The 14,088-nt window shown below is 73.6% G+C and carries 9 protein-coding genes; 2 read left to right on the top strand and 7 right to left on the bottom strand.

The window, feature by feature from the left end; genetic code table 11:
- Positions 1–55: 55 nt before the first annotated feature.
- Positions 56–1,861, bottom strand: a complete 1,806-nt coding sequence (locus ACIP93_RS13175) for an IucA/IucC family protein (protein ID WP_401758025.1) — start codon at positions 1,859–1,861, stop codon at positions 56–58.
- Between the two features lie 340 nt (positions 1,862–2,201).
- On the bottom strand, positions 2,202–3,752 hold the full coding sequence (locus ACIP93_RS13170) for a diaminobutyrate--2-oxoglutarate transaminase family protein (RefSeq protein ID WP_401758023.1): 1,551 nt from the start codon (positions 3,750–3,752) through the stop codon (positions 2,202–2,204).
- 292 nt (positions 3,753–4,044) lie between these two features.
- On the opposite strand from ACIP93_RS13170, the gene ACIP93_RS13165 reads away from it, so the two are divergent.
- Both ACIP93_RS13165 and ACIP93_RS13160 read left to right on the top strand, forming a co-directional pair.
- Positions 4,045–5,268, top strand: coding sequence for a trypsin-like serine peptidase (locus tag ACIP93_RS13165; protein WP_401758021.1), 1,224 nt, complete (start codon positions 4,045–4,047; stop codon positions 5,266–5,268).
- A gap of 173 nt (positions 5,269–5,441) precedes the next feature.
- The gene (locus ACIP93_RS13160) at positions 5,442–6,626 is read left to right on the top strand and encodes a trypsin-like serine peptidase (RefSeq protein WP_401758019.1); all 1,185 of its coding nucleotides are present in this window, start codon (positions 5,442–5,444) and stop codon (positions 6,624–6,626) included.
- A 135-nt stretch (positions 6,627–6,761) separates the two neighbouring features.
- Here ACIP93_RS13160 and hflX read toward each other — a convergent pair whose 3' ends face one another.
- The 5 genes from hflX to ACIP93_RS13135 all read right to left on the bottom strand — a co-directional run bounded on the left by hflX (position 6,762) and on the right by ACIP93_RS13135 (position 14,024).
- Positions 6,762–8,240, bottom strand: coding sequence for a GTPase HflX (gene hflX, locus ACIP93_RS13155; RefSeq protein ID WP_345217347.1), 1,479 nt, complete (start codon positions 8,238–8,240; stop codon positions 6,762–6,764).
- A gap of 281 nt (positions 8,241–8,521) precedes the next feature.
- Positions 8,522–10,000, bottom strand: coding sequence for a M1 family metallopeptidase (locus ACIP93_RS13150; protein WP_401758017.1), 1,479 nt, complete (start codon positions 9,998–10,000; stop codon positions 8,522–8,524).
- A 103-nt stretch (positions 10,001–10,103) separates the two neighbouring features.
- Positions 10,104–12,296: a RelA/SpoT family protein gene (locus tag ACIP93_RS13145; protein ID WP_401758015.1), complete on the bottom strand. Its 2,193-nt coding sequence runs from the start codon at positions 12,294–12,296 to the stop codon at positions 10,104–10,106.
- A gap of 162 nt (positions 12,297–12,458) precedes the next feature.
- On the bottom strand, positions 12,459–13,364 hold the full coding sequence (dapF, locus tag ACIP93_RS13140) for a diaminopimelate epimerase (protein WP_401758013.1): 906 nt from the start codon (positions 13,362–13,364) through the stop codon (positions 12,459–12,461).
- Positions 13,365–13,511: 147 nt separating this feature from the next.
- The gene (locus tag ACIP93_RS13135; protein WP_401758815.1) at positions 13,512–14,024 is read right to left on the bottom strand and encodes a hypothetical protein; all 513 of its coding nucleotides are present in this window, start codon (positions 14,022–14,024) and stop codon (positions 13,512–13,514) included.
- Between the last annotated feature and the right edge of the window lie 64 nt (positions 14,025–14,088).

The raw sequence follows: 14,088 nt of genomic DNA, 5'->3' as shown, positions 1-14,088 counted from the left end.
CTGAAACGGGTGCGAAGTGGGGGAACTTTCCGGTGGGGGCGGGGCGTCGGGCGGGTCAGGAGTGGAGGGGGTTGGCGAGGGTGACGTAGACGGACTGGGTGTCGACGGGGCCCACGAGTTCGTCCAGGCCGTGCAGCCGGGTGAGCAGGTTGGCCTTGCAGCGGATGGTGGGCCGCTCCAGGAGCTGGGCGGGGAGTGCGGACCCGAGCCCGGTGGACTTGCCGAGGAACTGGCGCAGTGCGGCGATCAGGACGCGCTCGTCGGCGAGACGCTGGGCACCGAACGCGCCGATCAGGCCGAGGATGTTGTTGATGCCGAGGTAGTAGGCGAAGCGTTCGTCGGTGACCGCGTCGCTGACGAAGGTGTCGCTGTGCTCCCCGATGCCGGGCAGCCGGGCTTCGAGAGCGGCGCGGTGGGACTCCCGGAAGTAGTAGCCCTGGTTGTCGCGGTAGCGTCCGCCGGCCGGCCAGCCGTCCCGGTCGAGCAGGACCAGGGTGTTCTGCTGGTGGGCCTCCAGGGCGATGCCGGCCTGTCCGTCGAGCCAGAGCACGGGCCGTACGACCTGGTCGAGGTAGCGCAGGAACCACTCGGCGGACACCGCTCCCGCGGGCTTTCCGGTACGGGCGGCCAGCCGCGCGACGCAGTCCGCGAGCCGGGAGTGCATGCCGGCCCGGCCCGGCCAGGGGCGGGGTGCGGTGAGGCCCGCGACGCAGACGGCGTCGTCGTCGGGCCCGAAGGGGTTGTGCCGGAACACCACGTCGAGCCCGGTGACGGGCGCACCGTCGGGGGTGTCGACGGCGAGCCAGGCCGGGTCGCGGACGATGTCGAACCCGGGGTGGGCGGCGTGCCACCGCTCGGCGAGGCCGCCGCGCAGCAGCCGGTGCACCTCGACGCCCCGGTGGAGTTCCTTGCGGAGGTTCTCCCGGCGGGAGTTGGTGATGCGCACCCCGAGGGAGAGCTTGAGCATGGCGGTGGCGCCCGGCCGGTGCACGGTGCGTACGGAGGAGGTCGGGTGCCAGACGTCGCCCGAGGGCCCCAGGTCGTGCAGCAGCCCCTTGTCGAACAGGGCCGCGACGGCGGGACGCAGCGCCACCTCGCGGGCCTGCCAGGGGTGCAGCGGGAGCGGCGCCGTCCCCTCCGGCAGGCGCGGGCCACCGGCCAGCCGGGTGGCGAGCTGTTCGGCCTTGAGGGTGCGGCCGCGTTCCGTCCAGGCGGAGTCCTGGGCCAGTACGGAGCGGTCGACGGCCAGCCAGTGCAGGGGGAAGGAGCCCCGCAACTCCGGTGAGTAGCGGCGCGCTTCGGTCTCGGAGAGCCCTTCGCGGCTCTTGGGCGTGGGGTGCGTGGGGTGCCCGAGCAGCAGGGACTGCTCGGCGGTGAGGAAGAGGTCCGCCCCGGCTGCGGGCCCGGGGTCGGCGCGCCGGTCGGCGAGGAACTCGGCGGTCCTGCGCACCGAGTCGGCGACCCGGCCGGCCAGGTCGGCGCCGTCCGGGGAGTGGGTGCCCGCGGAGTCCTCGGGCGCCGTCTCCCGCCCCAGCAGCGCCGCGAGAGTCACCGCGTCGACGGTCGGGGCGTGCCCGGGGCCGCTCGCCAGCATCGGCATCCCGAAGCGGTGCCATCCGGCGGCGGACCAGTAGCGGACCGGGACCAGGAGCGAGGTGCCGGTGTTCGGGAGCGGGATCCGCAGGGTGTCGCCCCGGGGGCGGGCCAGGCCGGTCTCCCGTACCCAGCAGCGCAGGAGGTTCTCCACGGCCGCCGCGTCCGCCGCCGTGCGCGGGTCGGGGTGGTCGAGGAGGTCGGGCCGCGGCCCCAGCGGGCCGGGCCGCGGCCCGCTCGCCTTGGAGAGCTGCCGGGGAACGGTCACGGGCTCGACCGGGGCGTCCGGAGCTGACGCGGCGGGGCCGGCCGGGGCTGACGCGGTCGTACCGGATGCGGCTGTCCCGGCGGGACCGGCCGTCGCTGACGCGGGCGGGCCGGCTGTCGCTGAACCGGTCGGGTCGGCCGTCGCTGAGCCGGTCGGGTCGGCCGTCGCTGAGCCGGTCGGGTCGGCCGTCGCTGACGCGGTCGTACCGGACGAGCCCGGGCCGGCCGTCCCGGCCCCCTGGCCTGCCTCGGCTTCGACTGCGGTGTCCTCATCGGTGTCGGGTGCGGGAGTGGGGTTCACGGAGGGCTTCCTTGTGAGGTTGTTCCGGCGTGGGCCGGTGTCAGCGCGATGTGCCGGTGGGTTCCTGGCGGTGCTGCTCCTGGCGGTACGGCCCCGGGCCGTGCGGCCCCGCGCGGTGCGGGGCACGCGCGACGGCGGCGGCGAGGGCGTCGGCGAACCGGTCCAGTACGGCGACGGCCTGTTCGTCGGTGAGGGTGAGCGGCGGCAGCAGCCGTACGACCGCCGAGTGCCGGCCGCCGACCTCGACGATCAGCCCGCGCCGCAGGCACTCCTGCTGCACGGCGGCGGCGAGCGCGGGTGCTGCGGGCGCGGGATCGCGCTCCGCCCCGCCGTCGGCCGGGTCCGTCGCGGGGGCGTCCCCGGCGGGGGCGGCCGACTGGCCCTCGGGGTCGACCAGTTCGACGCCGATCATCAGCCCGCGGCCCCTGACGTCGCCGATCACCGGATACTCCGCGGCCAGGGCGCGCAGTCGGGCGAGCATGCGCTCGCCGAGGCTCCCGGCCCGCTCCGCGAGCCCGTTCTCCCGTACGTACCGCAGGGTGGCGGCGCCCGCGGCCATGGCGAGCTGGTTGCCCCGGAAGGTGCCCGCGTGCGCGCCGGGCCGCCAGGTGTCGAGCTCGGCCCGGTACACGATGACGGCGAGCGGCAGGCTGCCGCCGATGGCCTTGGACATCACCATGACGTCCGGCACGATCCCGCTGTGCTCGACCGCCCAGAACGCGCCGGTCCTGCCCACCCCGGTCTGCACCTCGTCCGCGATCAGCGGGATCTGCCGGGCCGCGGTGATCTCCCGCATCCTGCGCAGCCAGTCGTCCGGCGCCGGGATCACACCGCCCTCGCCCTGCACCGGTTCGAGGATCATCCCGGCGGGCCGCGGCACCCCGCCCTTGGGGTCGTCCAGCAGGCTCCGCGTCCAGCGCGCGGCGAGCGCGGCCCCCCGCGCGCCGCCGGTCCCGAACGGGCAGCGGTAGTCGTACGGGTAGGGCAGCCGCGTCACGCGCACGTCCTGCGCGCCCCCCGACGCGTCGAGCGCCCCGGCGGTCATGCCGTGGTAGGCCCCGGTGAACGTCAGCAGCCCGCTGCGGCCCGTGGCGGTGCGCACCAGCTTCAGCGCGGCCTCCACGGCGTCGGTCCCGGCCGGGCCGCAGAACTGCACCCGCGCGTCGGCGGCGAGTCCGGGCGGCAGGGTCGCGAACAGCTCGGTGGTGAAGGCGTCCTTGACGGGGGTGGCGAGGTCCAGGACGTGCAGCGGGGCTCCGGAGTCGATGACCTTCTTGATCGCTTCGAGGACCACCGGGTGGTTGTGCCCGAGCGCCAGGGTCCCGGCCCCGGAGAGGCAGTCGAGGTACCGCCGCCCGTCCGCCCCCTCGATGGTCAGCCCGCGCGCGCGTACGGGAACGATCGGCAGTGAGCGCGCGTACGTCCGGGCGGCGGACTCGCGCAGGGACTGCCGCCGCAGGATGCCCTCGTGCGCGACGGTCGGGCGGTCCGGCACGGCCGGGCGGTCGGCGGTGGCCCGGTCGGGCCCGTCGGGCGGCGGGGCGGCACCCGGTTGCGCGACGAGCGCCGGAGCAGGTTCGGTCACGGCCACGACTGCTGGTCCTCCCCCAAGCTGTGCCTTTTGTCCGGTTCGGCACACCTCGCCCCGCAGGGTTGAACGCCGACCGGGTGTCCCTCGTACGTATCAACGACAGTGACCCCGAAGGATCACGGGCAATCAGAAGATCCTTCCGGCGGGGGAACCGCCGCCCTGCCGTTGGCCGTCCCCTCCGGCACCGGCATAGTGGTGGCCGGTCTCCGGCGCCGGCGGCACCGCGCCGGTGGCGCCGCCCGAGCCGTACCGCCTCGCCCGTCATGTTCGAAGTCCCAGGGGGATTCCAGAGATGCGACCCATACGCCCGACCCGCGCCGCTCGTCAGGGGAGGAGCGCACGTCGCGCCAGTGCGCCCTTGATGTCCGCCGCGGGACTCGCCGCCGCGCTCGCCCTGACCGTCACTGCCTGCGGGCCGACCGACGACGGCGCCGCCGGTGCGCCGGCCGCCCCGGCCACCGGCTCGGCGGCCGCGGCGGGCGGTTCGGGCGACGACAAGATCCAGATCCCGGACGACCTCAAGGACCGGCTCAAGGAGCACGGGATCGACCTGGACAAGTGGAAGAACGGCGAGTGGAAGAACTGGAACAAGGACGACTGGCTGCGCGAGGCCGAGGACTTCGTCAATCCGATCATCGCGGGGCTGTGGAACCCGGACCGCATGAAGGAGGCCGAGAAGCCTCCGAAGCAGCCCGTTGCCAATGACATCTCGGGGGACGCGGGCGTCACCGACCCGGTCCCCGCCCGCCTCCCGGCGAAGGCCGCCAAGGCCCCGTACCATTCCGCCGCCCCGGAGTCGGGCCGGCTGCTCTTCGACGGCCCCGAGGGGTCCATGTCCTGCTCCGCCACGGTCGTGCGGGACCCGGCGCACCCGGGCAGGTCCAACCTGGTGTGGACCGCGGGCCACTGCGTGCACGCGGGCGCGAAGGGCGGCTGGTACCGCAACGTCGCCTTCGTTCCCTCGTACAACGACGGGGCCCGCACCGTCTCCAAGGAGACGACCCGCGAGCAGGTCGCGCCGTACGGCGTGTGGTGGGCCAAGCGGGCCTACACCTCCGCCCAGTGGATCTCCCAGGGCGGCCCGACGGGCGGCAACGGCGCTCCGTACGACTTCGCGGTGCTGAGCGTGACCTCGGAGAAGGGCGCGGGCAAGTCCCTGGAGGAGACGGTCGGTTCGGCGCTCCCGGTCGATTTCGACGCTCCGGCCGTGCCGAAGATCGCGAGCATGGAGGCGACCGGCTACCCGGCGGCGCCGCCCTTCGACGGCGAGCGCATGTACCAGTGCGAGGACAAGCCCGGCCGGCTCGCGATCAAGCCCGCCCAGCCCACGATGTACCGCATCGGCTGCAGCATGACCGGCGGTTCGTCCGGCGGCGGCTGGGTGGCGCGGGGCCAGGACGGCAAGCCCGCGCTGGTCTCCAACACCTCGATCGGCCCGGTCACCGCGGGCTGGCTGGCCGGCCCGCGGCTCGGCCCCGAGGCCAAGGCCATCTACGAGAAGGCCGGCTCTCGCTGAGCCCCTCCGTGCGGGCGCGCCGCTGCGGTGCGCCCGCACGGGCATCCGGCCCGCGACCTGCAACGGGTCCCGTCCGCCGCCCTTCCGTACGACAGTTGCGCACGTTCCACGCCCACGCATGACACGCGCATGACACCTCGGCGCGTCCGGTACCTCCAGAGGGAAACGTCTCCATGCCATCCATACGTCCGCTGCTGGCCGCCACCGGCCTCGTCGCGGCGCTCGCGCTGACGACCACGGCCTGCGGCCCCACCGAGAACAAGGCCCGCGGCGACAAGCCGTCCTCCCCGGCCGCCTCGGCTCCCACCCCCGCGGGCGACGGTGACCACGCCCTGCCCAAGGACCTCGCCGACAAGCTCAGGGAACACGGCGTCGACCCCGAAAAGTGGAAGAACGGGGAGTGGCGGAACTGGAACAAGGACACCTGGCTGCGCGAGGCCAAGGACTTCGTCAACCCGGTCATCGAGGGGCTGTGGAAACCGGAGCGGATGCGCACCGCCAAGGACCCGGCGAAGACGATGACCGCCAGTGACCTCTCCAGCGGTCAGGGCGTGAGCGATCCGACGCCGCGTCCGGTGCGGGCGCAGCCCGAGAAGACCCCGTACACCCGGCACGGCGCTCCGGTGGGGAAGCTCTTCTTCGACTCCCCGCAGGGCTCCATGGTCTGCTCCGGAACCGTCGTCAAGGACGTGAACAACCCCGGGAGGTCCAACCTCGTCTGGACGGCCGGGCACTGCGTGCACGCGGGCGGCACGGGCGGCTGGTACCGCAACATCGTCTTCGTCCCGGCGTACAACAACAACGCCCTGGCGCCTGACGCGCTCCAGGCGGCCCCGCCGCGGGAGGAGGCCCCCTACGGCGCCTACTGGGCGGACTGGGTGACGACCTCCGGCGAGTGGATCCGGGGCGGCGGCCCGACCGGCGGCAGCGGCGCTCCGTACGACTACGCGGTCATGCACGTGAAGCCGCAGAGGGGCGGCAGGTCGCTGGAGGAGACCGTCGGCACCGCGGTGGCGGTCGACTTCCGGGCTCCCGACACCCGCCGGATCAGCGCGATGGGCGCCTGGGGCTATCCGGCGGGCGCGCCGTACAACGGCTACGTCATGCACAAGTGCGTGGACCGGCCGGGCAGGCTGTCGCTGAGCCCGACCACGCCGACGATGCACCGCATCGGCTGCACCATGACCGGCGGTTCGTCCGGCGGCGGCTGGTTCGTCAACGACGGGACCGGCGGGCTGAAGCTGGTCTCCAACACCTCGATCAAGCCGGTCACCAGCGGCTGGCTGGCCGGCCCGCGGCTGGGCAAGGGGGCTGAGCAGGTCTACACGACGGTGAGCAGGCGGTTCGGCAGGAGCTGAGGCGGCCCGCACGTGAAAGGCCGGTGGCCCGCACCCTCGTCATGAGGGTGCGGGCCACCGGCCTTCGTTCACCGTACGACGCGGGGCCGCACGCGGCTCACCGCACGACGCCGGGCCGCACGCGCCTGCCATGGCTCAGGAGGCGGCCGGCAGGAACGTGGCGAACTCCGCCGCCAGTTCCTCGTGCACCCGGGCCTTGAGCAGCGTGCCCTCCTCGGTGTGCTCCTCGGAGATCACCTCGCCCTCGGCGTGCGCCCGCGAGACCAGGGCGCCCTGGATGTACGGCACGAGCACCTCGACCTCGACCGAGGGGCGCGGCAGTTCGCGGTCGATGAGCTCCAGGAGCTCCTCGATGCCCTGGCCCGAGCGGGCCGAGACCGCGATGGCGCGCTTCTCGATGCGCAGCAGCCGCTGGAGGACGACCGGGTCGGCCGCGTCCGCCTTGTTGATGACGACGATCTCCGGGACGTCGAGCGCGCCGACGTCACGGATCACCTCGCGCACGGCGGCCAGCTGCTCCTCCGGCGCCGGGTGCGAGCCGTCCACCACGTGCAGGATGAGGTCGGAGTCGCCGACCTCCTCCATGGTGGAGCGGAACGCCTCGACGATGTGGTGCGGCAGGTGCCGGACGAATCCGACGGTGTCCGCCAGCGTGTAGAGCCGCCCGCTGGGCGTCTCGGCCCGGCGCACGGTCGGGTCGAGGGTGGCGAACAGCGCGTTCTCCACCAGCACGCCCGCGCCCGTGAGGCGGTTGAGCAGCGAGGACTTGCCCGCGTTGGTGTACCCGGCGATGGCGACCGAGGGCACCTTGTTGCGCCTGCGTTCCTGGCGCTTGAGGTCGCGGCCGGTCTTCATCTCCGCGATCTCCCGGCGCATCTTCGCCATCTTCTCGCGGATCCGGCGCCGGTCGGTCTCGATCTTGGTCTCACCGGGACCACGCGTGGCCATGCCGCCACCGCCGCCGCCGCCCATCTGACGGGAGAGCGACTGGCCCCAGCCCCGGAGCCTGGGCAGCATGTACTGCATCTGCGCCAGGGCGACCTGCGCCTTGCCCTCGCGGGACTTGGCGTGCTGGGCGAAGATGTCCAGGATCAGGGCGGTGCGGTCGACCACCTTGACCTTGACGACGTCTTCGAGGTGGATGAGCTGGCCGGGGCTCAGCTCACCGTCGCAGACCACGGTGTCGGCACCGGTCTCCAGGACGATGTCCCGCAGTTCCTGCGCCTTGCCCGAGCCGATGTACGTCGCCGGGTCGGGCTTGTCGCGCCGCTGCACGACACCGTCGAGCACGAGGGCTCCGGCGGTCTCGGCGAGCGCCGCCAGCTCCGCGAGGGAGTTGTCCGCGTCCTGCGCGGTCCCCGAGGTCCACACACCGACCAGCACGACGCGCTCCAGGCGAAGCTGCCGGTACTCGACTTCGGTGACGTCCTCGAGCTCGGTGGAGAGGCCGGCCACGCGGCGCAGCGCGGCGCGCTCGGAGCGGTCGAACTGGTCGCCGTCCCGCTCTCCGTCGATCTCGTGGCTCCAGGCGACGTCCTCTTCCATCAGGGCATCGGCCCGCAGGCTGTCTGTGATGTTGTCGTTCGTGGAAGGGGAAGAAGTGGAGGGGGTCATTGGGTCCTAACGTCGTAGTGCGATCGGGGAAGGGGCCGCAGGCCCCCCTCACGGGGAGACCGGTGGGTCCCGTCGACAGTCACAACGCGTGACGGTCCCGGATGATTCCCGGGGGGCGCCGGTGATTTCCGCCCGTTTCCCGGAATCGGTTCTTCCACCTGGCCGTGCCGTCGACCCGTCGATGGTCGCACGGCACGGCCCTGTCGTCACACGGGTTTACGGCCCACCGCACACGGGCTGCGGCCCGCCGCGCCGACCGCCCCGGCCGTTCGCGGCCGTCCTCAGCGCTGCTTCCCCGGGCCCTCGGGCGCGGCGCTCCGCCAGTCGGGGTGGCCGGGCATCAGCGGGGTGGTCGGTCCGTACAGCCAGCTCCGGAAGAACCCGGAGAGATCCCGTCCGGCGACCTCCGAGGAGAGCTCCACGAAGTCGGACGTGGCGGCCACCGCGTCGCGGTGCTCGCGCACCCAGCGCCGTTCGACCGTCTCGAAGGCCTCCGCCCCGATCTCCTGGCGCAGCGCGTACAGCACGAGCGCGCTGCCCTCGTACACGACCGGCCGGAAGATGCTGATCTTCTGGCCGGGCTGCGAGGGCTTCGGCGCGGCCGGCGGTCCGCCCGCGCGGCGCCAGGCGTCGGAGTTGGCGTACGCCGCCTTCATGCGCTGCTCAAGGGGGCGCTCCTGGTCCGCGTACAGCGCCTCGTACCAGGTGGCGTGCCCCTCGTTGAGCCACAGGTCCGACCAGGAGCGCGGTGAGACGCTGTTGCCGAACCAGTGGTGGGCCAGCTCGTGCACCATGATCGATTCGACGTACCACTCCGGGCGTCCGGTACCGGTGAACAGGGAGCGCTCGAAGAGCGACAGCGTCTGCGTCTCCAGCTCGAAGCCGGTGTCGGCCGCCGCGACCAGCACTCCGTACGTCTCGAACGGATAGCGCCCGACGCGCTTCTCCATCCACTCCAGGTGTGCCGGGGTCTTCTTCAGCCACGGCTCCAGCGTCTTCGCGTCGGCGGCCGGGACCACGTCCCGCACGGGCAGCCCGTGCGGTCCCTCGCGGTGCAGGACGGCGGACGTGCCGATCGACACCTGGGCGAGTTCGGTGGCCATGGGGTGGCTGGTGCGGTACGACCAGACCACGGCCCCCTCGGCCCCCTCGGTCCCCTTCGCCGCGCGGGGCTTCGCGGCGGGCAGTCCGTTGGTGACGACGGTGTGGCTCTTGGGCGCGGTCACCCGGAAGGTGAAGTACGCCTTGTCGGAGGGGTGGTCGTTGCAGGGGAACACCCGGTGCGCGGCGTCCGCCTGGTTGGCCATGGCGAGTCCGTCGCCGGTGCGCACCCAGCCGCCGTCGGAGGCGTCGCCGACGGGGTCGCTGGTGTGCTGGACGGTGATGACGGTGCGGGTTCCCCGGCGCACGGGCTTCGCCGGGGTGATCACCAGGTCCTCGCCGGTCGTGGCGAACGCCGCGTGCGCGCCGTTCACCTCGACGGACCGCACGGTGCCGCGCGCGAAGTCGAGATTGACCTGCTCCAGCGTCTGGGTCGCCCGCGCCTCGATCCGGGTCTCCGCCTCCAGCGGCTCGCTGTTGTCACCGCCGTAGGTGAGTCCGATGTCGTACGAGAGGACGTCGTAGCCGGGATTGCCCAGGTGCGGGAAGAGGGGGTCGCCGATCCCCAGGGGGACGGGTGCGGGCAGGACGGCGCCGACGAGGGACGCGGAGGCGACGGCCAGCAGGGCGGCGCGCAGGCGCCGGGAGGTGAGCAGCATGCACCACCGCTATCAGCGCCGAAGTCCGGGAGCGGGGACGGCACGCACCGCACCACTCGAACGGGGTCGGCCGGGCTGGCCCGCCCACTCCCCCGGAGCGGCGTCAGGCCGTCGCCGGGTGCTGCGCGCGGCTGACGTCGTACACGCCGGCGACCTCCCGCATGGCGCGCATCAGTGCCGGGAGTCCGGCGGCGTCGGTGAGCTGCAGGGTGTACGTGTGCCGCACCCGCTGCTCCGACGGCGGCTCCACGGTGGCGGAGACCACCTCGGCGCCGGCCGTGGCGATCGCCTCGGTGAGGTCGGCCAGCAGGTGCGGCCGGCCGAAGGACTCGGCGACCAGGGTGACGCGCAGCTCCGCGGTGCCCTCCTGCCAGCGCACCCCGACCGGTTCGCGGCCCAGGGCCCGCATCCGGGCGACGGCGGCGCAGCCCTCCCGGTGCACGGTGACGACACCGCCCCGGACGACGAAGCCGAGCACCTGGTCGGGCGGTACGGGCGTACAACACCCGGCGAGCCGCACGCCGGCGTCCGGCAGGTCCGCCACGGCGTTGTCCACGACGGGCCGTGAGTCGCCCTCGGCGGCCGCCGGGGCGCACGGCAGGGCGGGCGCGGCCCCGGTCGCCCTGACGGTCTCCGCGCCCGGCTGCGCGTCCTTCGTGGGTCCCGCGTCGTGCGCGCTGTCCGCGTCGGCGAGCCAGCCCTCGATGGCGATGCGGGCGGCCGGGGTCCGGGCGTGCTCCAGCCAGTCGGGCGAGGGGCCGGAGGCGGCGTCGTGCGCGAGCAGCAGCTCCACGCTGTCGCCGTCGCGCAGCACGGTGCTGAGGGTGGCCAGGCGGCCGTTGACGCGGGCGCCGATGCAGGCGTGCGCGGCCTCTCCGTACTGCGCGTACGCGGCGTCCACGCAGCTTGCCCCGGCGGGCAGTCCCAGGGTGCCGCCGTCGGAGCGGAACACGGTGATCTCGCGGTCCTGCGCGAGGTCGGCGCGCAGCGAGGACCAGAAGGCGTCGGGGTCGGGGGTGGACTCCTGCCACTCCAGCAGCCGCGACAGCCAGCCGGGCCTGGTGGGGTCGGCCCGCTCGCCGTCGGCGGCGGCGTCGCTGCCGTCGGGCTGCGCGTAGGGGTTGCCGAGGGCGACGACGCCGGCCTCCGCCACCTTGTGCATCTGATGCGTACGGATGAGGATCTCGGCGACCGCCCCGTCGGCGCCCGCGACGGCGGTGTGCAGCGACTGGTACAGGTTGAACTTGGGCGAGGCGATGAAGTCCTTGAACTCGGAGATCACCGGCGTGAAGCAGGTGTGCAGTTCGCCGAGGACCGCGTAGCAGTCGGCGTCCTCGCCGACCAGGACCAGCAGGCGGCCGAAGTCCGTGCCGCGCAGTTCGCCGCGCTTGCGCGAGACCCGGTGCACGGAGACCGAGTGCCGGGGCCGGACGAGGACCTCGGCGGTGATGCCCGCCTCCTTGAGGACGCCGCGCACGTTCTCGGCGATGGGGGCGAGCGGGTCGCCCCCGGCGGCGTTGCCGTCGATGAGGGCGCGGGTGCGGGCGTAGTCGTCGGGCTGGAGGATCGCGAAGACGAGGTCTTCGAGTTCGGTCTTGAGCGCCTGGACGCCGAGCCGTTCGGCGAGCGGGATGAGGACGTCGTGGGTGACCTTGGCGATGCGCGCCTGTTTCTCGGGGCGCATCACACCGAGCGTGCGCATGTTGTGCAGTCGGTCGGCGAGTTTGATCGACATCACGCGTACGTCGTTGCCGGTGGCGACGAGCATCTTGCGGAAGGTCTCGGGCTCGGCGGCGGCCCCGTAGTCGACCTTCTCCAGCTTGGTGACGCCGTCGACGAGGAAGCAGACCTCGTTGCCGAACTGCTCGCGCACCTGGTCGAGCGTCACCTCGGTGTCCTCCACGGTGTCGTGGAGGAGGGAGGCGGTCAGGGTGGTGGTCTCGGCGCCCAGTTCGGCCAGGATCAGGGTGACGGCCAGCGGGTGCGTGATGTACGGCTCGCCGCTCTTGCGCATCTGGCCGCGGTGCGAGGACTCGGCGAGCACGTAGGCGCGGCTGAGGATCGACAGGTCGGCGTCCGGATGGTGGGCGCGGTGGGCCTCGGCCACATGGGCGATGGCGTCCGGGGTCCGGCCGCGCGTGGTGGGACCGAGCAGCGCGGCCCGGCCCAGCCGCCGCAGATCGATCCTGGGACGGCCGCGCCTGCGGCCCTGGGCGGTCTTCGGGAGGGCCGCCGGCTGGGTCAGCGGGCGGAACTCCGGGGACACACCGTTGGGATTGGTGGCCTCTGCACTCATGGGCACCTCCGGCAGCCTCGACCGGCGGCGGGCGGGTGGTGGCTCCCCCTGCCTTCGTCGGGAGTGTCCCGTCCGGGCCGGTGCTTGATGCTACCGAGCCCACCATGCGGTGCTGACCGGGTCCTGCCCGGCGTGAATCGGATCACCCATTCGAGCGAACGTTCAGGCGTGGCCGTTTTGCACCCCTTCGATCCAGGAGGGGTCGATCTGCCCCTCGGCGACGATCACCGCCGGGCCGGTCATCTCGACGGAGCCGTCCGGTCGTTCGGTGATCACCAGACGTCCGCCGAGCACGTCCACGGTGTACGTCACGGGGGCGCCGGTGACGGCCGGGTCGGCCCCGTCGCGCCGGGCGGCGGCCACCGCGACGGCGCACGCGCCGGTGCCGCAGGAGCGGGTCTCGGCGGCCCCGCGCTCGTGCACGCGCATCGCGACGTGGCGCGGGCCCCGGTCGACGACGAACTCGACGTTGACCCCGTGGGGGTAGGCGCTCGCGGGGCTGAACGGCGGAGGGTCGTGGAGGGTCCCGGCGTGGGCGAGGTCCTCGACGAAGGCGACCGCGTGCGGGTTGCCCATGTTCACGTGGGTGGCGGGCCACTGGCGGCCGTCGACGGAGACGGTGACGTCGCCCGCGGGGAGGACCGCCCGGCCCATGGAGACGGTGACGTCGCCGTCCTTGTCGAGGTGGACGTGCTTGACGCCGTCCCGGGTCGCGACGGCGAGGTCGCCGCTGCCGACGGTTCCGGCGTGCTGGAGGTACCGGGCGAAGACGCGTACGCCGTTGCCGCACATCTCGGCGACGGAGCCGTCGGCGTTGCGGTAGTCCATGAACCACTCGGCCTCGCCGGCCATCGCCCGCGCGTCCGGGTGCGCCGCGCAGCGCACGACGTGCAGCAGTCCGTCGCCGCCGATTCCGGCCCGGCGGTCGCACAGCCCGGCGACCACGGCCGGCGGCAGGTCCAGGGCGTTGTCCGGGTCCGGAACGATCACGAAGTCGTTCTCGGTTCCGTGGCCCTTGAGGAAGGCGATCGGCGCGGGGGCGGCGGGTGCGGTGGTCACGCGGTCCATCGTACGGGGCGGTCCGGACAACGGATCTTCCACGGCCCACCGGGACGGGATCAGCCCGCCGCGACGGGAGCCGACCCGCCTCGACGGGGATCAGCCCGCCGCGAAGGGAGTCCCGGCCGCGACGGGGCCGGCCCGCTGCGGCAGGGCTCAGCGGAGCCGGGCCACGCGCCAGACCGCCAGGGCGACGAGTGCCACGCACACCGCCGCGTACAGGAGCGCGACGCGCCAGTTCGCACGGCCGCCGGTCCCCTTGGCGGGCAGTCCGGGCCAGGTGTAGCCGACCCGGCGGGCGGCCATCATGCCCCAGCCCGCCGCGCAGCAACTGATCAGCAGTCCGAGCATGGCGACGACCGCGCCGCCGTCGCCGATCTCGAAGGCGAGCGGGAAGGCGAACATCAGCGAGCCGACCGCCGCGAGCCCGACGATGGGGGCGAGCTGCCAGATCCGCAGGCGCCGCTGCGGGCGCAGCTCGACCTCGACCTCCGCCTCGGGGGCGGGCAGCCCGGGCCCCTCCGACAGTTCTGTCAGCTCCGGCACCTGGGAGTGCTCGCCCGGCAGCCGGGGCCGGTCGTCGGGTCCGTCAGGACTCAGCTCTTCGGGCCCGTCAGGACTCAACCGCTCCGGTTCTTCCTGTGCTCTGTCGCGAGGGCCGGCCTCCATCGCCACGCGCCCTCCCACTCGGACTCCAACAGTCGATCGAAGCTCGATGATGGCACGCGCGCGG

It is taken from the genome of Streptomyces sp. NPDC088745 (assembly GCF_044751045.1).
Classification (GTDB): domain Bacteria; phylum Actinomycetota; class Actinomycetes; order Streptomycetales; family Streptomycetaceae; genus Streptomyces; species Streptomyces cremeus.
This window is presented reverse-complemented; position numbering and strand designations above follow the sequence as displayed.

Excerpts from the sequence above, each read along its gene's own strand:
- ACIP93_RS13150 (WP_401758017.1), bottom strand. The coding sequence starts at position 10,000 with ATGCTGCTCACCTCCCGGCGCCTGCGCGCCGCCCTGCTGGCCGTCGCC.
- ACIP93_RS13135 (WP_401758815.1), bottom strand. The coding sequence starts at position 14,024 with ATGGAGGCCGGCCCTCGCGACAGAGCACAGGAAGAACCGGAGCGGTTG.
- hflX (WP_345217347.1), bottom strand. The coding sequence starts at position 8,240 with ATGACCCCCTCCACTTCTTCCCCTTCCACGAACGACAACATCACAGAC.
- ACIP93_RS13165 (WP_401758021.1), top strand. The coding sequence starts at position 4,045 with ATGCGACCCATACGCCCGACCCGCGCCGCTCGTCAGGGGAGGAGCGCA.
- dapF (WP_401758013.1), bottom strand. The coding sequence starts at position 13,364 with ATGGACCGCGTGACCACCGCACCCGCCGCCCCCGCGCCGATCGCCTTC.
- ACIP93_RS13160 (WP_401758019.1), top strand. The coding sequence starts at position 5,442 with ATGCCATCCATACGTCCGCTGCTGGCCGCCACCGGCCTCGTCGCGGCG.
- ACIP93_RS13145 (WP_401758015.1), bottom strand. The coding sequence starts at position 12,296 with ATGAGTGCAGAGGCCACCAATCCCAACGGTGTGTCCCCGGAGTTCCGC.